This window comes from Massilia eurypsychrophila (assembly GCF_002760655.1).
Classification (GTDB): Bacteria; Pseudomonadota; Gammaproteobacteria; order Burkholderiales; family Burkholderiaceae_D; genus JAFCUW01.
The window spans coordinates 180,924-195,108 of sequence record NZ_PDOC01000009.1 but is presented as its reverse complement, the minus strand read 5'-3'; the positions used below and the strand labels follow the sequence as shown (position 1 = coordinate 195,108).

Annotated in this window: 13 protein-coding genes and 1 pseudogene; 11 read left to right on the top strand and 3 right to left on the bottom strand. The window is 64.9% G+C overall.

Translation table 11 applies throughout. The annotated features are described in order from the left end of the window. Window positions 1-265: 265 nt before the first annotated feature. Both CR105_RS16015 and CR105_RS16010 read right to left on the bottom strand, forming a co-directional pair. Entirely contained in the window at window positions 266-3,043 is a 2,778-nt protein-coding gene (locus CR105_RS16015; RefSeq protein ID WP_099789918.1) for a M16 family metallopeptidase, read from the bottom strand. A gap of 124 nt (window positions 3,044-3,167) precedes the next feature. Further along, window positions 3,168-4,157: an LLM class flavin-dependent oxidoreductase gene (locus tag CR105_RS16010; protein ID WP_099789917.1), complete on the bottom strand. Its 990-nt coding sequence runs from the start codon at window positions 4,155-4,157 to the stop codon at window positions 3,168-3,170. A gap of 482 nt (window positions 4,158-4,639) precedes the next feature. On the opposite strand from CR105_RS16010, the gene mepK reads away from it, so the two are divergent. The 11 genes and pseudogenes from mepK to CR105_RS15955 all read left to right on the top strand — a co-directional run bounded on the left by mepK (window position 4,640) and on the right by CR105_RS15955 (window position 13,452). Further along, window positions 4,640-5,155 carry a peptidoglycan L,D-endopeptidase MepK gene (gene mepK, locus CR105_RS16005; protein WP_307189634.1) on the top strand — a complete coding sequence of 172 codons (516 nt, stop codon included), beginning with the start codon at window positions 4,640-4,642 and terminating at the stop codon, window positions 5,153-5,155. 53 nt (window positions 5,156-5,208) lie between these two features. Continuing rightward, complete coding sequence (locus tag CR105_RS16000) at window positions 5,209-6,009, top strand: hypothetical protein (protein WP_229413963.1); 801 nt, start codon at window positions 5,209-5,211, stop codon at window positions 6,007-6,009. Then, complete coding sequence (locus tag CR105_RS15995) at window positions 6,006-6,326, top strand: hypothetical protein (RefSeq protein ID WP_180288216.1); 321 nt, start codon at window positions 6,006-6,008, stop codon at window positions 6,324-6,326. Before CR105_RS16000 ends, CR105_RS15995 begins: the two co-directional genes overlap by 4 nt. A 55-nt stretch (window positions 6,327-6,381) precedes the next feature. Beyond that, window positions 6,382-7,467 (top strand): annotated as a pseudogene (locus CR105_RS15990) (diguanylate cyclase domain-containing protein); the annotation flags it as partial. After that, window positions 7,371-7,850: a nuclear transport factor 2 family protein gene (locus CR105_RS28935; protein ID WP_229413969.1), complete on the top strand. Its 480-nt coding sequence runs from the start codon at window positions 7,371-7,373 to the stop codon at window positions 7,848-7,850. The pseudogene CR105_RS15990 and the gene CR105_RS28935, both read left to right, overlap by 97 nt. 32 nt (window positions 7,851-7,882) lie before the next feature. Continuing rightward, window positions 7,883-9,187, top strand: coding sequence for a M20/M25/M40 family metallo-hydrolase (locus CR105_RS15980; RefSeq protein ID WP_229413962.1), 1,305 nt, complete (start codon window positions 7,883-7,885; stop codon window positions 9,185-9,187). An 88-nt stretch (window positions 9,188-9,275) separates the two neighbouring features. Beyond that, window positions 9,276-10,502 carry a PQQ-dependent sugar dehydrogenase gene (locus tag CR105_RS15975; protein WP_099789909.1) on the top strand — a complete coding sequence of 409 codons (1,227 nt, stop codon included), beginning with the start codon at window positions 9,276-9,278 and terminating at the stop codon, window positions 10,500-10,502. Between the two features lie 9 nt (window positions 10,503-10,511). Next, on the top strand, window positions 10,512-10,955 hold the full coding sequence (locus CR105_RS15970; protein ID WP_099789907.1) for a thioesterase family protein: 444 nt from the start codon (window positions 10,512-10,514) through the stop codon (window positions 10,953-10,955). Between the two features lie 346 nt (window positions 10,956-11,301). Beyond that, entirely contained in the window at window positions 11,302-11,898 is a 597-nt protein-coding gene (locus tag CR105_RS15965) for an RNA polymerase sigma factor (RefSeq protein ID WP_099789905.1), read from the top strand. Window positions 11,899-11,913: 15 nt separating this feature from the next. Next, on the top strand, window positions 11,914-12,402 hold the full coding sequence (locus CR105_RS15960) for a hypothetical protein (protein WP_099789903.1): 489 nt from the start codon (window positions 11,914-11,916) through the stop codon (window positions 12,400-12,402). Between the two features lie 45 nt (window positions 12,403-12,447). Beyond that, window positions 12,448-13,452 (top strand): hypothetical protein, encoded by a 1,005-nt coding sequence (locus CR105_RS15955; RefSeq protein ID WP_099789901.1) that lies wholly within the window; start codon window positions 12,448-12,450, stop codon window positions 13,450-13,452. A gap of 142 nt (window positions 13,453-13,594) precedes the next feature. Here CR105_RS15955 and CR105_RS15950 read toward each other — a convergent pair whose 3' ends face one another. After that, window positions 13,595-14,092 (bottom strand): DUF3016 domain-containing protein, encoded by a 498-nt coding sequence (locus CR105_RS15950; protein WP_099789943.1) that lies wholly within the window; start codon window positions 14,090-14,092, stop codon window positions 13,595-13,597. Window positions 14,093-14,185: the final 93 nt, after the last annotated feature.

Genomic DNA, 14,185 nt, shown 5'->3' with positions numbered 1-14,185 from the left:
ATTGACCACAAGAGCTTCGCGGTTTCGTGCCCGCTCGCCCTGCAAAGCAGCGCCTTGTATCCGATTCTTGTTCATCGGCTCGCAGTTTCGCTCCACGCTTCCTCCCCACAGTCGGTCGCCCTTCCGCAGTTGCGCTTCGCTTCGCTCGCTGTGGTCAGCTCGCGGCGGGACTTGCACCCGCAAGAGTGCGCCCATGCTGGGCGCACACGAAAAAAAGCCCCGCCGGCATTACGCCGGCGGGGCTTTTTAGATTGCGCTGACCGGCTTACTGCACCGGATTGCCATCCACATCGATCTTGCGTACTTCACCGAGCTGCATGTCGCGAATGCCCGCTTCGACCTTGCTCATGTCGCCCACCACCACCCACACCAGCTTGCCCGGCATGATCGTGCGCGCTGCCAGCGCATTTGCCTGCGCCGGCGTCATCGCCGTCACCGTCCCGGTGTACTTGTTGTAGTAGTCATCCGGCAGCTTGTACTGCAGGATGGTCGAGTACGCGCCGCTGAGCTGGCTGGCCGTCTCGAACGAGCCTGGCAGCGCCAGCGTCTCGTTGGCCTGGGCGTCGCTCAACTCCGCCGCCGTGATCGGCCGTCCGCCTGCCACGTCCGCATACTCGCGCACCAGCTCCTTCAGCGACTCTTTCGTCTTGTCGGTCTGCACCGGCGACTGGCTGACGTACAGGCGTTGGCCAACCGCGGCCGGCATGAACGAGCGCACGCCGTACGACCAGTGCTTGTCTTCGCGCAGGTTCATGTTGATGCGCGAGCTGAAGCTGCCGCCGAAGATGTTGTTGACGACGCCGAGCTGCACTTCGTCAGGCGAATTGCGCGGCGGCGCCAGTTGCACGCCGTAGATCACGCTTTGCTGCGAACCAGGACGGTCCATCAGGTACACCACCGTCTTGGCCGGCTGCTGCACTTCGACCACGTTCTTCTTCGGCACGTCGCCGGCTTTCCAGCCGCCGAAATTCTTCTCAAGCAGCGGCGTGATTTCGGCCAGGGTCGTGTCGCCCACCACCAGCAAGGTCGCGTTGTTCGGCTTGAACCAGGTGCGGTGATAGTTGACCAGGTCGTTGCGGGCGATGCGGGCAACTGCCGCCTCGGTGCCGCTGCCGCTCATCGGCAGCGAGTATGCGTGGCCCTTGCCGTAAATCAGCGACGGAATCACGCGGGTCGCCATCGCGTTCGGATTGGTCTTTTCGCGCTGGATTGCTGCCAGCTGGTCCTTGCGCAAGCGGTCCAGTTCGTTCTGCGCGAACGCCGGATGCAGCACGATGTCCGAATACACTTCCAGCGCTTTCGGCATCGTCGCCTTCAGCGCATCCATCTGGACAAACGCGCCGTCGAGATTGGTGCGGGCCGAGAAATTGGCGCCCAGCGCCTCGAACTCTTCGCCGATTTTCAGCGAACTGCGTGTTGGCGTGCCTTCCTGCAGCATGCGCAGCGACAGGCTCGCCAGGCCAGGCATGTCGGCCGGGTCGGAGGCGTAGCCGCTATCGACCATCATCGAAAAGTTGACCACGGGCGCGTCGTGCCGCTCGGCCAGTACCACTTTCAGGCCGTTCGACAAGGTTGCGCTCTGCATTGGCGGCAGCTTCAGCGATTCGGCCTTGCCCAGCGCCGGCGCATTGCTGCGGTCGAACTTGGCGGTCGTCGTCAGCGTGGTCGGGAACGGCTGCACTTCGAGGTTGTAGTCGCCGTCGGACAGCCACTCGTTCATCGCCTGCTTGATCTGCGCCGGCGTGGCCGCCTTGATCGCCTTCAGGTAATCCTTGTAGCAGTGCGGGTTGCCGGTGTAGGTCGTGCACGAGGCCAGCAGGTCGCTCTTGCCGCCGAAGCCGCCCACGCGCTCGACGATGCGGGTAAAGCGCGCCAGGATCGCGGTGCGCGCCAGTTCCACTTCAGCGACGGTCGGGCCGGACTTCATCAGCGCGCGCATTTCTTCGGCGGCCGCTGATTCCAGCTTGCTCATCTCCACGCCCGGACGCGCGGTCAGGGTCACGTCGAACTGGCCGGCAATCTCGTTCGAATCGTTCGACGCCGTCGCGCTGGTGGCTAGCTGGTCCTTGTAGACCAGCCGCTTGTAGAAGCGCGACGTCTTGCCGCCGCCCAGCACGTAGGCGCCGAGGTCGAGCAAAGGCTCGCTGGCCGTATGCGCGCCCGGCACGTTCCACACGCGGTACAGGCGCGACTGCGGCACGCGATCCTGCACGGTGGTGCGATGGGTGCCGGTGCGCTTGGCGATCCACGCCGCATGCTTGGCCAGCGGTGGCCCGGCCGGAATTTCGCCGAAGTATTTCTCGACTTTTTCGCGCGCCTGCTCGGGCGTGATGTCGCCGGCCAGCACCAGCGTCGTGTTGTTCGGGCCGTAGTTGGTCTTGAACCACTCCTGCACGTCGGCCATCGACGCCGCGTCGAGGTCCTTCATCGAACCGATCACGGTCCAGGAATACGGGTGGCCGACCGGATAGGTGTTTTCCGTCAGGATCTGGTACGCCACGCCGTACGGCTGGTTCTCGCCCTGGCGCTTTTCGTTTTGCACCACGCCGCGCTGCAGGTCCAGTTTCTTCTGGTCGACCACGCCGAGCAGGTGGCCCATGCGGTCGCTTTCGGCGAACAGTGCGTAGTCGAGCATCGAGGTCGGCACGTTCTGGAAATAGTTGGTGCGGTCGTTATTCGTCGTGCCGTTCAGGCTGGTCGCGCCGATGCGCTCGAGCGCGTTGATGTAGGTGGCCTGCTTGAAGTTTTCGCTGCCGCCGAACATCAGGTGCTCGAACAGGTGGGCGAAGCCGGTCTTGCCGACTTTTTCATTTTTCGAGCCGACGTGATACCAGGTATTAACCGCCACCACCGGCGTCTTGTGGTCCTCGTGCACCAGCAAGGTCAGGCCGTTCTTCAGGACGAACTTGGTGTACGGAATGTCCGGGATCGCGATGTCGACCTTGGTGGACGGCTTGGCCGCAGGGGCTGCCTGGGCCAGGCCGCCGGCGCCCATCAGGGCGATCGACGCCGCCAGTACGCTGGTGCGGAATAACATGGTCATGCTGTATCTCCTTGGGATCGGCTCGCAGGGGCCGAATGAAACGACGAAAAGTACGCTACCGCGTCATTTTATTGCTTTTCCGTCGAGGAAATATAGCTATATTTGCCATGCATATATGTGTTTGCTACACCGTGCCGTCGCGCACCGCGGCCGTGATCTCGTACGAATGCAGACGCGCCTGGTGATCGAAGATCTGCGAGGTGATCATCAGTTCGTCGGCGCCGGTGCGGGCGATGAAGGCGTCGAGGCTGTCCTTGACGGTGGCCGGCGAGCCGATGGCCGAGCATGACAGCATCTGGTCGAGCATCGCCGCCTCCTGCGGGCCGAGGCTTTCCAGGTAGCCTGGCTTGGGTGGCTGCAATTTGCCGGGGCGTCCGGTGCGCAGGCTGACGAACGCCTGCTGCATCGACGTGGCCAGCAGGCGTGCCTGCTCGTCGGTATCGGCGGCGAACACATTAAAGCCGAGCATCACGTACGGTTTATCGAGCTGGGCCGACGGCTTGAACGTCGCGCGGTACAGCGCCACTGCTTGCATCATCTGCTGCGGCGCGAAGTGTGACGCGAACGCATACGGCAGGCCGAGCGCGGCGGCCAGCTGGGCGCCGAACAGGCTCGATCCGAGTATCCACAGCGGCACTTTCAGGCCGGTGCCGGGCACTGCGCGCACCTGCTGGCGCGGCTGGTCGGAAAAATAATCCTGCAGCTCGACGACATCTTGCGGGAACTCGTCGGCATCCGAGCCCAGGTTGCGGCGCAGCGCGCGCGCGGTGAGCTGGTCCGATCCCGGCGCGCGCCCGAGGCCGAGGTCTATCCGGCCCGGAAACAGCGACGCGAGCGTGCCGAACTGTTCGGCGATGACCAGCGGCGAGTGGTTCGGCAGCATGATGCCGCCGGCGCCGACGCGGATGCGGCTGGTGCCGGCGGCGACGTGGCCGATCAGCACGGCGGTGGCGGCGCTGGCGATGCCTGGCATGCCGTGGTGTTCGGCCAGCCAGAAGCGTTGGAAGTTCCAGCGCTCGGCGTGCTGCGCCAGCTCGAGCGAGTTGCGGAACGAGTCGCTGGCATCGCTGCCTTCGGCGATGGGCGCTAGGTCAAGCACGGACAATGGGATCATGGTTTCGCAATCGTGTTAGTGGGATGACCAATTCTAATGCGGATGGCCTGTCCCCGTCGGCCGTGCCCAAACCACGACATTTCCATCCCCAACATTTCCCCTAAACCAGGGTCAGACCCGTTTAAAACTCTGTAAACACTGCCCGACACCGATGAACAAACGGGTCTGACCCTGTTTTTGAGGCACGAAAACGGAGGTCGGACCGACGACTGCCCCCGATCTTTCTGCCCCCCACGTGCTTCTCCAAAACAAGGGTCAGACCCGTTTAAAACTCAGCAAACGAAGGCCGGCACCGATGAACAAACGGGTCTGACCCTGTTTTTGAGGCACGTAATCGGAGACAGGGCTAGGTCTGGCGCCATTGTTTCCGCGCCAAACTCAACGTAGCCGCGCGCCATGATGAGCGGCGTCGGAAGAACCGCTGTATCATGAGGGCAAGTGAATCCGCTTCAGGAGGTACCATGAACCATCGCCGATCATTCTTGAAAAGCTCCGCTGTGCTGGCTACGGCCCTCAGCGTTCCCGCCATCGGACGCGCCGCGGCGACCTTGCCGCACGAGCGTACTTTGCGCCTGTACAACACGCACACCGGCGAAACGCTGCGCACCGTCTTCTGGGCCGAGGGTCAGTTCGTGCCCGATGCGATGAATGACATCAACAAGCTGTTGCGCGACCACCGCAGCAACACGATTGCCAACATGGATCCGAAGCTGCTGGTGCTGCTCGACCAGGTCAGCACCCAGGTCGGCAACGGCAAGATCCTGCACGTCATCTCCGGCTACCGTTCGCCGGAAACGAACCGCCGTCTGGCGGAACGTTCGGGCGGCGTCGCCAGGCACAGCATGCACCTCGAAGGCAAGGCGATCGACGTACGCCTGCCCGGCTACGACCTGGCCAAGCTGCACAAGGCGGCGCTGCAGGCCGGCGGCGGCGGCGTTGGATACTATCCGAAGGACCAGTTCGTCCACATGGATACCGGCCGCCTGCGCAACTGGTAACCGAACTGTTCAGTGGTGCGTCACGCCAACGGCAATCGACGTACCATTCGAGCATGATTTCTCCCCCACTCCGCTTTTTATGCGCGCTCGCCATCGCCGGCAGTTGTTCCGGCCAGGCGCTGGCGCAAGCCGCTCCTGCGATGCAAAGCGTCACCGTGTCCACCACCCGCGACCCGGTCGACAAGTCGTATCGCAACATGATCAAGGGCATGGACCGCTTCGAGCGCGAGCACGCGCTGGCGCCTGCCGCCAGCTTGCGTTTTCGCCTGCTGCCGCGCCTGTCCACCGCGAAGATGACCGGCATCACCTTGCGCGTGGCCGGCGATAACGTCACCTTGCCGGTCCCGGTTGCCGACGACAACAGTTTCGTGCTGCCCCGCAGCGAGCAGGCACTGCGCGAGGACGCCGCCGTGCTGGCCAACCGCAAGACCAACAGCATGACCTGGCGCGCCTCGGTGCGTACGCCGGGCCTGCCGGAAGGCGTACGCCGGCTCGGCGACCTGCGCCTCGAATGCAAGGTCGGCATGGACGCCGGCCTCATCTCCAACAGCGCACCGATCTTTGGCTGGCTGTCGAACATGCTGACCGATACCGACAAGGTGTGCTCCAGCCCCGACGGCAACTACCTGTTCTTCGCCGAGCGGCCGATCTATGGCGTGACCTTGCGCCATGGCGCCCGCACGGCCCCGCTGCCGTTCAAGATGCTGTACGCCGCCGGCGACCAGACCGCCGAGACGCTGCCGTTCTGCGATTGCCAGGTCCTGCTCGACCACAGCTACTACGCACCGATCTGGGATCCGGCCTGGCCGGACGACACGCTGGTCGAATTCGACTACATCGGGAGCGCGCCATGAAGCGCCTCGCGATCCTGACGTGCATGCTCGCGCTGGCCGGCTGCGCCGCCGCGCCGCTGGCGCCACCCGGCACCGTCGTGCCCGCCGAACGGCTGGCGCAGGCGGTGCAGCCCGGCGTGACGACCAAAGCCACGCTGCTGGCCCAGCTCGGCGCGACCAGCTCGTTCCGTTTTGACAGCGGTTACGAGATATGGCGCTACCTGACGCCCGGCCCGGCCGGACCGGTGGGCGAATTCGTCGTCGTCATCGACCCGCAAGGCGTGGTCAGCAAGGCGCGCAGCGCACCCGCGCCTTACCAGACGCCGCCGAAAAAATAATTGAAACCGCAGCGCCCCGGCAGTGTCAAACTGCCGTCGTGTAGGCAGGATCAACATGGGTGCGCATTCGGTACAGTTTTACGAGGACGACGCCTTTCTGATCAGGGGCCTGTCCGATTACGTCGGTGCCGCCCTCGCCGGCGGCGACAGCGCCATTGCCGTTGCTACCGGCGACCATCTGGCCCGCCTTGAAAAATCGCTGGCACACAGGGGCCTGCTCGACGACCACGGCAATGCGCTGCGCGGCGCCTACACCGGCCTCGACGCCGACCTGCAGCTGCCGCTGTTCATGGAAGACGGCCGGCCCGACGAGGTGCGATTTCGCAACTCCATCGGCAACGCCATCCTCGACGCCACCGAAGCCAAAATGGGCCACCTGTACGTGTGCGGCGAAATGGCGTCGCTGCTGTTCGCTTCCCCGCGCTGCCCGCTGAGCCCGCCGATCAGTCATGCCGCCGCGCTCCATGTCGAGCGCTACTTCAACATCCTGCTGATGAAATTTCCGTTCACCTTGCTGTGCGCCTACCCGCTGTCGGCGTTCCCGTCGTCTGATGACACCACTACCTTCCACAAGGTATGCACCCTGCACACCGATGTGATCCCGGCGGAAAGCTACGACCCCAGCACCCAGCGCGAAACGCTGCAGCGCACCATTGCCTGCCTGCAGCAGCAGGCCTACGCGCTCAGCCGCGAAGTCTTCGACCGCAAGCTCGTCGAGCAGGCGCTGCGCGAAGTCAACGTCGACCGCCTGACCGGCCTGCCGAACCGCAACGTGTTCCAGGACCGGCTCGACCTCGACATCCGGAAGTCGGCGCGCAGCGGACTTCCGTTGGCGTTGCTGTTCATCGACCTCGACCACTTCAAGGAAATCAACGATACCCGCGGCCACGAAGCTGGCGACCAGTTGCTCAAGCAGGTGGCCGGCCGCCTGCGCGGCCACGTGCGCGACACCGATACGGTGGCCCGCCTCGGCGGCGACGAATTCACCATCACGCTGTCGGATCTGCACGACGTCATCCTGGTGACCGATATCGCGCAAAAGATCTGCGACGACCTGTCGCGCCCGTTCATGGTCGGCGAGGAGCTCGCCTACATTTCGGCCAGCATCGGCATCACCATCTATCCACGCGACGCTGCCACCGCCGGCGACCTGCTGCGCAATGCCGACCAGGCGATGTACCGCTCCAAGGAGCGCGGGCCCGCGACCTCGACGCCCTGCTCGCCACCTATGCGGCCGATGCGCGCCAGTATGAACATCCGGCCACGCTGCTGGCCGCCGGCAGCGCCGAATTGCGCGCCCGCCTGGCGCCGCGCCTGGCCGAACCGAACCTGCACGCGCGCCTGCTGCAGCGCGTGGTGATGGGCAACATCGTCATCGACCACGAGGAAGTGACCCGCACCTTCCCCGAAGGCACCGGCCAGGTCGACCTGGTCGCCATCTACGAAGTCGTCGACGGCAAGATCCGCTCGGTGTCGGCACAGGTCAGCAATAAACGGCTGGACCCGCGCCAATCCGGCGTATAGTTTCTTTCTCTCAACCTACACAAGGCAACCCCATGCGCATGCAACGCTCCGGCGGCATTCTCCTGTTGGCAATGGCCGCTTCGCTCAACGCGGCGGCGGCACCGCTGACGGCCACCGAACAGCGCATCGTCGCCGAGGTCAAGGCGCAGTCGGCCGGTGCGCTGGCGCTGCTCGAAACGAGCGTCAACATCAACAGCGGCACGATGAATTCGGCCGGCGTGCGCGACGTGGGCGTGCTCTATCGCAAGGAGTTCGACCAGCTCGGCTTCACCACCCGCTGGATCGACATGCCGCCGGCGATGCAGCGCGCCGGCCATCTGCTGGCCACCCGCGAAGGCAAGCAAGGCAAGCGCCTGCTGCTGCTCGGCCACCTCGACACCGTGTTCGAGGCCGACAGCCCGGTGCAGAAATGGGTGCGCGATGGCGACCGGGTGCGCGGCCAGGGCGTCAGCGACATGAAGGGCGGCAACATGGTCATCGTGCAGGCATTGCGCGCGCTGCAGCGCGCCGGCGTGCTCGACAACACCAACATCACGGTACTGTTTACCGGCGATGAGGAAAACGCCGGCGACCCGAAATCGGTTTCGCGCGGCGACATGGTCGATCTGGCCAAGCGCAGCGACGCCGTGCTCAGCTTCGAAGCGCAGATCCTCGCCGCCGACGGCCGCGCCACCGGCACCGTCGGGCGTCGCGCATCGTCCTCGTTCGAGCTCGACATCAAGGGCAAGCAGGGCCATTCGTCCGGCATCTTCAGCCAGGGCAGCGGCTACGGCGCGGTGTACGAGGCCGCGCGCGTGCTCGACGGCTTTCGCCAGCAGGTCATCGAGCCGGGCCTGACCTTCAATCCGGGCGTGATCCTCGGCGGCACTGACGTCAACTACGATTCGACGCTGTCGCGGGGCAACGCCTTCGGCAAGACCAACGTCATCGCCAATACCGTCACCATCAAGGGCGACCTGCGCTACCTCGATTACCCGCAGCGCGACCGCGCCCACGCCAGGATGCGCGAAATTGCCGCCGCCAGCCTGGCAGGCACCAGCGCGACGGTCAGTTTCGGCGAATCGTACCCGCCGATGGCCGTCACGCCCGGCAACATGAAGCTGCTGGCGCTGTACTCGCAGGCCAGCGACGACGCCGGCCTCGGCAAGGTCGATGCGGTGCCGGCCGAAGCGCGCGGCGCCGGCGACATCCAGTTCGCCGCGCCGTTCGTCGACAGCCTCGACGGTCTCGGCGTGAGCGGCAACGGCGCCCATTCGCCGTCCGAGGACCTGGAAGTGGCCACGCTCGAGCGCGCCGCCATCCGCGCCGCGCTGATGCTGTACCGCATGACCCGCTAGGCGACGCGCGGCGCGGTGCGATGGCGCACAGAAGCCGGCCCGCCGGCGCGCTAAGGTAAGGCCAACGGTACTCTGTTGGGAGGCTGTCATGCTTGGCGATCGCGCGCGCACTTTCCTGTTGGCGGCCATGGCGGCGCTGCTGCTGTCGTGCGGCGGCGGCGGCGGCAGTCCCGGCGTAACCGGCCCCGACGCGCCACCGCTGCCGGCGCCACCGCCGGTGCCGCAGCCGTTGACCTTGGCGCTGCGCCAGGTCGCCAGCGGCCTCGACAATCCCACCTTCGTCGCCGCGCCGTTTGGCGATGCGCGCCTGTTCATTGTCGAGCGCGCCGGGCGCATCCGCATCTGGCAGGACGGCCTGCTGCGCGCCATTCCCTTCCTCGACATCAGCGCGCGCGTGTCGACCGTCGGCGAAGGCGGCCTGCTGTCGATCGCGTTTCATCCGCAGTACCCGCTCAACGGCCAGTACTTCCTCTATTTCACCGATACCGCCGGCGCCATCGTTGTCGAACGGCGCAGCGTGTCGGCCAATCCCAGTTTGTCCGATCCGACCTCGGCGCTGGAGATCATCCGCATTGCCCATCCGAATTTCCGCAACCACTACGGCGGGCTCGTCGCGTTCGGCGCGGACGGCTTCCTGTACCTGGCCACGGGCGATGGCGGCGGCGCCGGCGACCCGGCGCGCAACGCCCAGAACCTGGGCAACCTGCTCGGCAAGATGCTGCGCCTCGACATCAGCGGCGCCACTGCCGGCGCGCCGTACGTACTGCCGCCGTCGAATCCCTTCATCGGCCAGGCCGGGCGGCGCGGCGAGATCTGGGCCTACGGCCTGCGCAATCCGTGGCGCTACAGCTTCGACGGCGGCCAGCTCTACATTGCCGACGTCGGCCAGGCCCGCCGCGAGGAAGTCAATATCGTCGCCGCCACCCAGGGCGGACAGAACTACGGCTGGAACGTGTTCGAAGGCACGCTGTGCTACGACGCGGCCACCTGCCCCAGCGCCGGCCTGACCGCGCCGTTGTTCGAATACGACCACGGTCCGGGCGACGCCAGCGGTTGCTCGATCACCGGCGGCGAAGTCTACCGCGGCGCCGCGCTGCCCGAGTTGGCCGGGCGCTATTTGTATTCCGACTACTGCGCCGGCTTCCTGAGAAGTTTCATCGTGGCCGGCAGCGGCGTCATCGAGCCGGCCGACTGGCGCATCCCCGACATTGGCCGGGTGATCTCGTTCGGTCGCGACGGTGATGGCGAGCTGTACCTCGTCAGCGCCGGCGGCATCATCCACAAAATCATCCGGGGCACCGCGCCTGCGGGTTAAAATTACGCAATGGCCAGATTACATCTCGACTTCCCCGAAGACCAGTACTACTATTCGACGCCGCTGACGGTGCGCGTGACCGACGTCAACGGCGCCAACCACCTTGGCAACGACTCGATGATCTCGATGATTTCCGAGGCGCGGGCGCGCTTCCTGTTCGAGTTCGGCGTCCCCGAAACCGAGCGCGACGGCACCGGCATCATTGTCACCGACCTGGCGACGACCTACCGTGCCGAAGCGCACGCGCGCGATTCATTGCTGTTCGAAGTCGGCGTCATGGACTTCAACAAATACGGCGGCGACATCACCTTTCGCGTCACCCGCCCGCGCGACAAGAAGCTGGTGGCGATGGCCAAGTCCGGCTTCGTCTTCTACAACTACAAGGTCGGCCAGGTTGTCGCCATGCCCGACGACTTCCGCGCCAAATTCCCCCGCGCCAACTGGACCGACTGACCCTTCCACGGCAACGCTGGGGTCAGGCAACGCTGGGGTCAGGTCTGACATCCGGACAAAATCCTGGGGTCAGGTCTGACATTCGGACAGATTTTTGGGGTCAGGTCTGACATTCGGACATTTCTGCCCATTGGCTGACGAGCTCAAGGCTGAGCGACATGCCGAACCTCAACGCAAACCCGGTATATGGGCGAAAAATGTCCGAATGTCAGACCTGACCCCAGTTACATGTCCGAATGTCAGACCTGACCCCGGCAAAATGTCCGAATGTCAGACCTGACCCCAGCCTTGAAAAATAATTGGAACTTTTTGGCGCCCAAATGGGAATACCATTAAAGACGCCGCCATGACACCTGCCCACGCCCCAGCCGACACCGAACTGCTACGCAAGATGCGCGCCGGCGAGGCATCCGCCTTCGAGTCGCTCTACCTGCGCCACCAGGGCCCGCTGTTTCGCTTCGCCCTGTTGCGCAGCGGATCGGCAGACACCGCCGCCGATGTCGTGCAGGAAGTGTTCATGGGCTTGCTGACGGCCAGCTTCACCTTCGACCCGACCCGCGGCGTGCTGCAAAATTTTCTGTTCGGCGTGGCGCGCAACCTCGTCATGAAGCACGAACTGACGCGCCGGCGCCTCGCCGCCCTGCCCTCAGCCGACGACGACGGCGACGATGATGCCGTCGAGATCGCCAGCGAAGCGGCCGAACCGCTCGCCCGCATGCTCGGCGCCGAGCTGGCCGACGACGTGCGCCGCGCGCTGTCGATGCTGGCGCCGCACTGCCGCGACGTCGTCATCCTGTACGAAATGCACGACCTGTCCTACCAGGAAATCGCCGACATCTGCCGGCTCGACATCGGCACCGTCCGCTCGCGCCTGTCGCGCGGCCGCGCCGCCCTGGCAAAACGGCTGGCGGCGCACCGCCCGGCCATCGAACAATCAGCCTGACAGAGAGGCACCCAAATGCAAACCGACAAGACCCGCGACCCCGGCCTGACCGCACCGCTGAGCGCGCTGCGCGACGGCATGGCCAGCCTCAACACGCCGCGCGGCGTGCACAAGGAACTGATGGCGGCGTTCGCCAGCCACCACCGCAAGCGGCGCTGGTACCAGACGCTGTCGCCGGCCCAGTGGGGCGTCGCCGGCAGCCTCGGCGGCATCGCCGCGGTGCTGCTGGTGACGATGCTGGCACTGCAGGCGCCAATGCCGGCAACCGGCGACGCCACCGCCTCGATCGGCCGCGATAACGGCGCCGCGTTCATCGCCCTCGATTCGTTTGAGCGCATCGAACAGGATCCGGCGCCGCGCATGGTCGAGGCGACCGTGCCGCGCACCGCGCTCGCTTCGCTCGGCGTTCCGGTCAGTCCGGAAAATGCCGGCGACCTGGTGCACGCCGAGATGCTGGTCGGCCACGACGGCCATCCGCTCGCACTGCGCCTGGCGGTGCAATAGTTTCGTTCGACCCATCCATCCATCACCAACCGCACGGGGATTTCCATGAATAGCAAAAAAGTACTTCTCGCAGCTTTGATCAGCCTGATCTTTGCACCGGCCTTCGCCGAAGAAGCCGATCCGGCGCCTCAGCCGCGCGTCGTCACGCACCAGCGCGTTGAAATGCGCGGCCTCGACGGCCTGGCCGGCATGCATTTTGGCCGGCGGATGGGGATGATGGTCAAGGCAGTCAAGAATGCGCCGTACAGCGCAGAGGCGGTATCCGAGCGCCAGCAGAACCTGGCCGACGGCAACCAGATCGTCCGCAAGACCAGCTCGATGAGCTACCGCGACAGCGCCGGCCGCACCCGCCAGGAAATGCGCGACGACAAGGGCGAAGTGCAGACCGTGACGATTCACGATCCGGTCGAGTCGACCACCTACATTCTCAGCCCGCGCAACAAGACCGCTACCAAGATTACGGTCAACAAGGAGATCGGCAAGGCGGCAGGCGAAGCGGCGCGCGCGAAGATTGACCAGCTGCGCAAGGAAGGCAAGCTGCCGGCCGAGCGCCGCGAAATCATCATCCGCCACCTCGAAGGGCGCGACGGCGACATGCAGGTGCACGTCGGCGAAGGTACCGCTGTGCGCATCGAAGCGCCGAACATGACGGTGACGCCCGGCAGCCGCGACATGCTGGTTCGCCTCGGCCCGCTGACCGGCGCGCTGGGGGACGTGAAGTGGTCCAGGAATGCCACCACCAAGGACCTTGGCAGTCGCGAGATTGAAGGCGTCAAGGCCGAAGGCAAGCTGCGCAGCTACGAGATTCCTGCCGGCGAAGTGGGCAACCGCAATGCGATCGTGGTCTCCGACGAGAGCTGGTACTCGCCCGAACTGCAGGTGACATTGCTGACCAGGCACAGTGACCCGCGTGCCGGCGACAACACTTACCGCCTGACGTCGCTCAAGCGCGAGGAGCCGGCGGCGGCGCTGTTCACGGTGCCGTCCGACTACACCGTCAAGGACGCGCTGGCCAACGCGCACCACATGCTCGAAAAGAAGGCGCCTTGAACGGTTTTCCTCCGACGCTGGAAAACTAAAAACCGTCATTTCTGCAATGGCAGGAATGACGGCTTTTCGGTCGCGGACTAGAGATGGGCTCGCCCTAAATCGATCTGGCAGCGAACAACACGATGCCGCTTCAACCGGCGACCTACCTCCGTGCCGCTTTCGGCGCGGCAAACTTCTGCTTGAACCAATCCTCGATCATGCGCTTTTCATAGCGCAGGTTGTCTTGGTCGGCGTAACGCGGGCTGCGGTTCAGGTACATCATGTCGCTGAGCGCATCTTCGCCGCGGCTGACCACCTGGCCGTTCGCTTCAAGCGTGTAGCGCACTTCCATGCGCGGCCAGTCGGCGCCGCCGCGCAGGATGCGAATATCGTTATGACCGCGGAAATTTGGCCGCAGCTCGCCGGCCAGGTCCAGGTCCATGACTTCGACCCGCAGGTCGTGCCCCGGCGGCAGATCCTTGCCAAGGCGCTCGAAATGCTCGGTCAGTTCCTTCAGCACATCGGCCCGGTCACTCGGCGAGAACGGCATGTCGCGAAAATTGTCGGGATTGGCAAACGCCACGGTGACGGCGGCCGACGCGCTGCCAGCCGCGGCGAACACCACACCGGCCAGGGCGAGGCTCTTGAATACGGTCTTCATGTTGATTCCTTTCACGCTGCAATCCAGCACGATCAATATACCCCTTTCCGCGCCCGCTGTTTGTATGTTGATAATCTCAGTTTGTATCGAAAT

Excerpts from the sequence above, each read along its gene's own strand:
- CR105_RS16015 (WP_099789918.1), bottom strand. The coding sequence starts at position 3,043 with ATGACCATGTTATTCCGCACCAGCGTACTGGCGGCGTCGATCGCCCTG.
- CR105_RS16010 (WP_099789917.1), bottom strand. The coding sequence starts at position 4,157 with ATGATCCCATTGTCCGTGCTTGACCTAGCGCCCATCGCCGAAGGCAGC.
- CR105_RS16000 (WP_229413963.1), top strand. The coding sequence starts at position 5,209 with ATGATTTCTCCCCCACTCCGCTTTTTATGCGCGCTCGCCATCGCCGGC.
- CR105_RS15995 (WP_180288216.1), top strand. The coding sequence starts at position 6,006 with ATGAAGCGCCTCGCGATCCTGACGTGCATGCTCGCGCTGGCCGGCTGC.
- CR105_RS15980 (WP_229413962.1), top strand. The coding sequence starts at position 7,883 with ATGCGCATGCAACGCTCCGGCGGCATTCTCCTGTTGGCAATGGCCGCT.
- CR105_RS15975 (WP_099789909.1), top strand. The coding sequence starts at position 9,276 with ATGCTTGGCGATCGCGCGCGCACTTTCCTGTTGGCGGCCATGGCGGCG.
- CR105_RS15970 (WP_099789907.1), top strand. The coding sequence starts at position 10,512 with ATGGCCAGATTACATCTCGACTTCCCCGAAGACCAGTACTACTATTCG.
- CR105_RS15965 (WP_099789905.1), top strand. The coding sequence starts at position 11,302 with ATGACACCTGCCCACGCCCCAGCCGACACCGAACTGCTACGCAAGATG.
- CR105_RS15960 (WP_099789903.1), top strand. The coding sequence starts at position 11,914 with ATGCAAACCGACAAGACCCGCGACCCCGGCCTGACCGCACCGCTGAGC.
- CR105_RS15955 (WP_099789901.1), top strand. The coding sequence starts at position 12,448 with ATGAATAGCAAAAAAGTACTTCTCGCAGCTTTGATCAGCCTGATCTTT.
- CR105_RS15950 (WP_099789943.1), bottom strand. The coding sequence starts at position 14,092 with ATGAAGACCGTATTCAAGAGCCTCGCCCTGGCCGGTGTGGTGTTCGCC.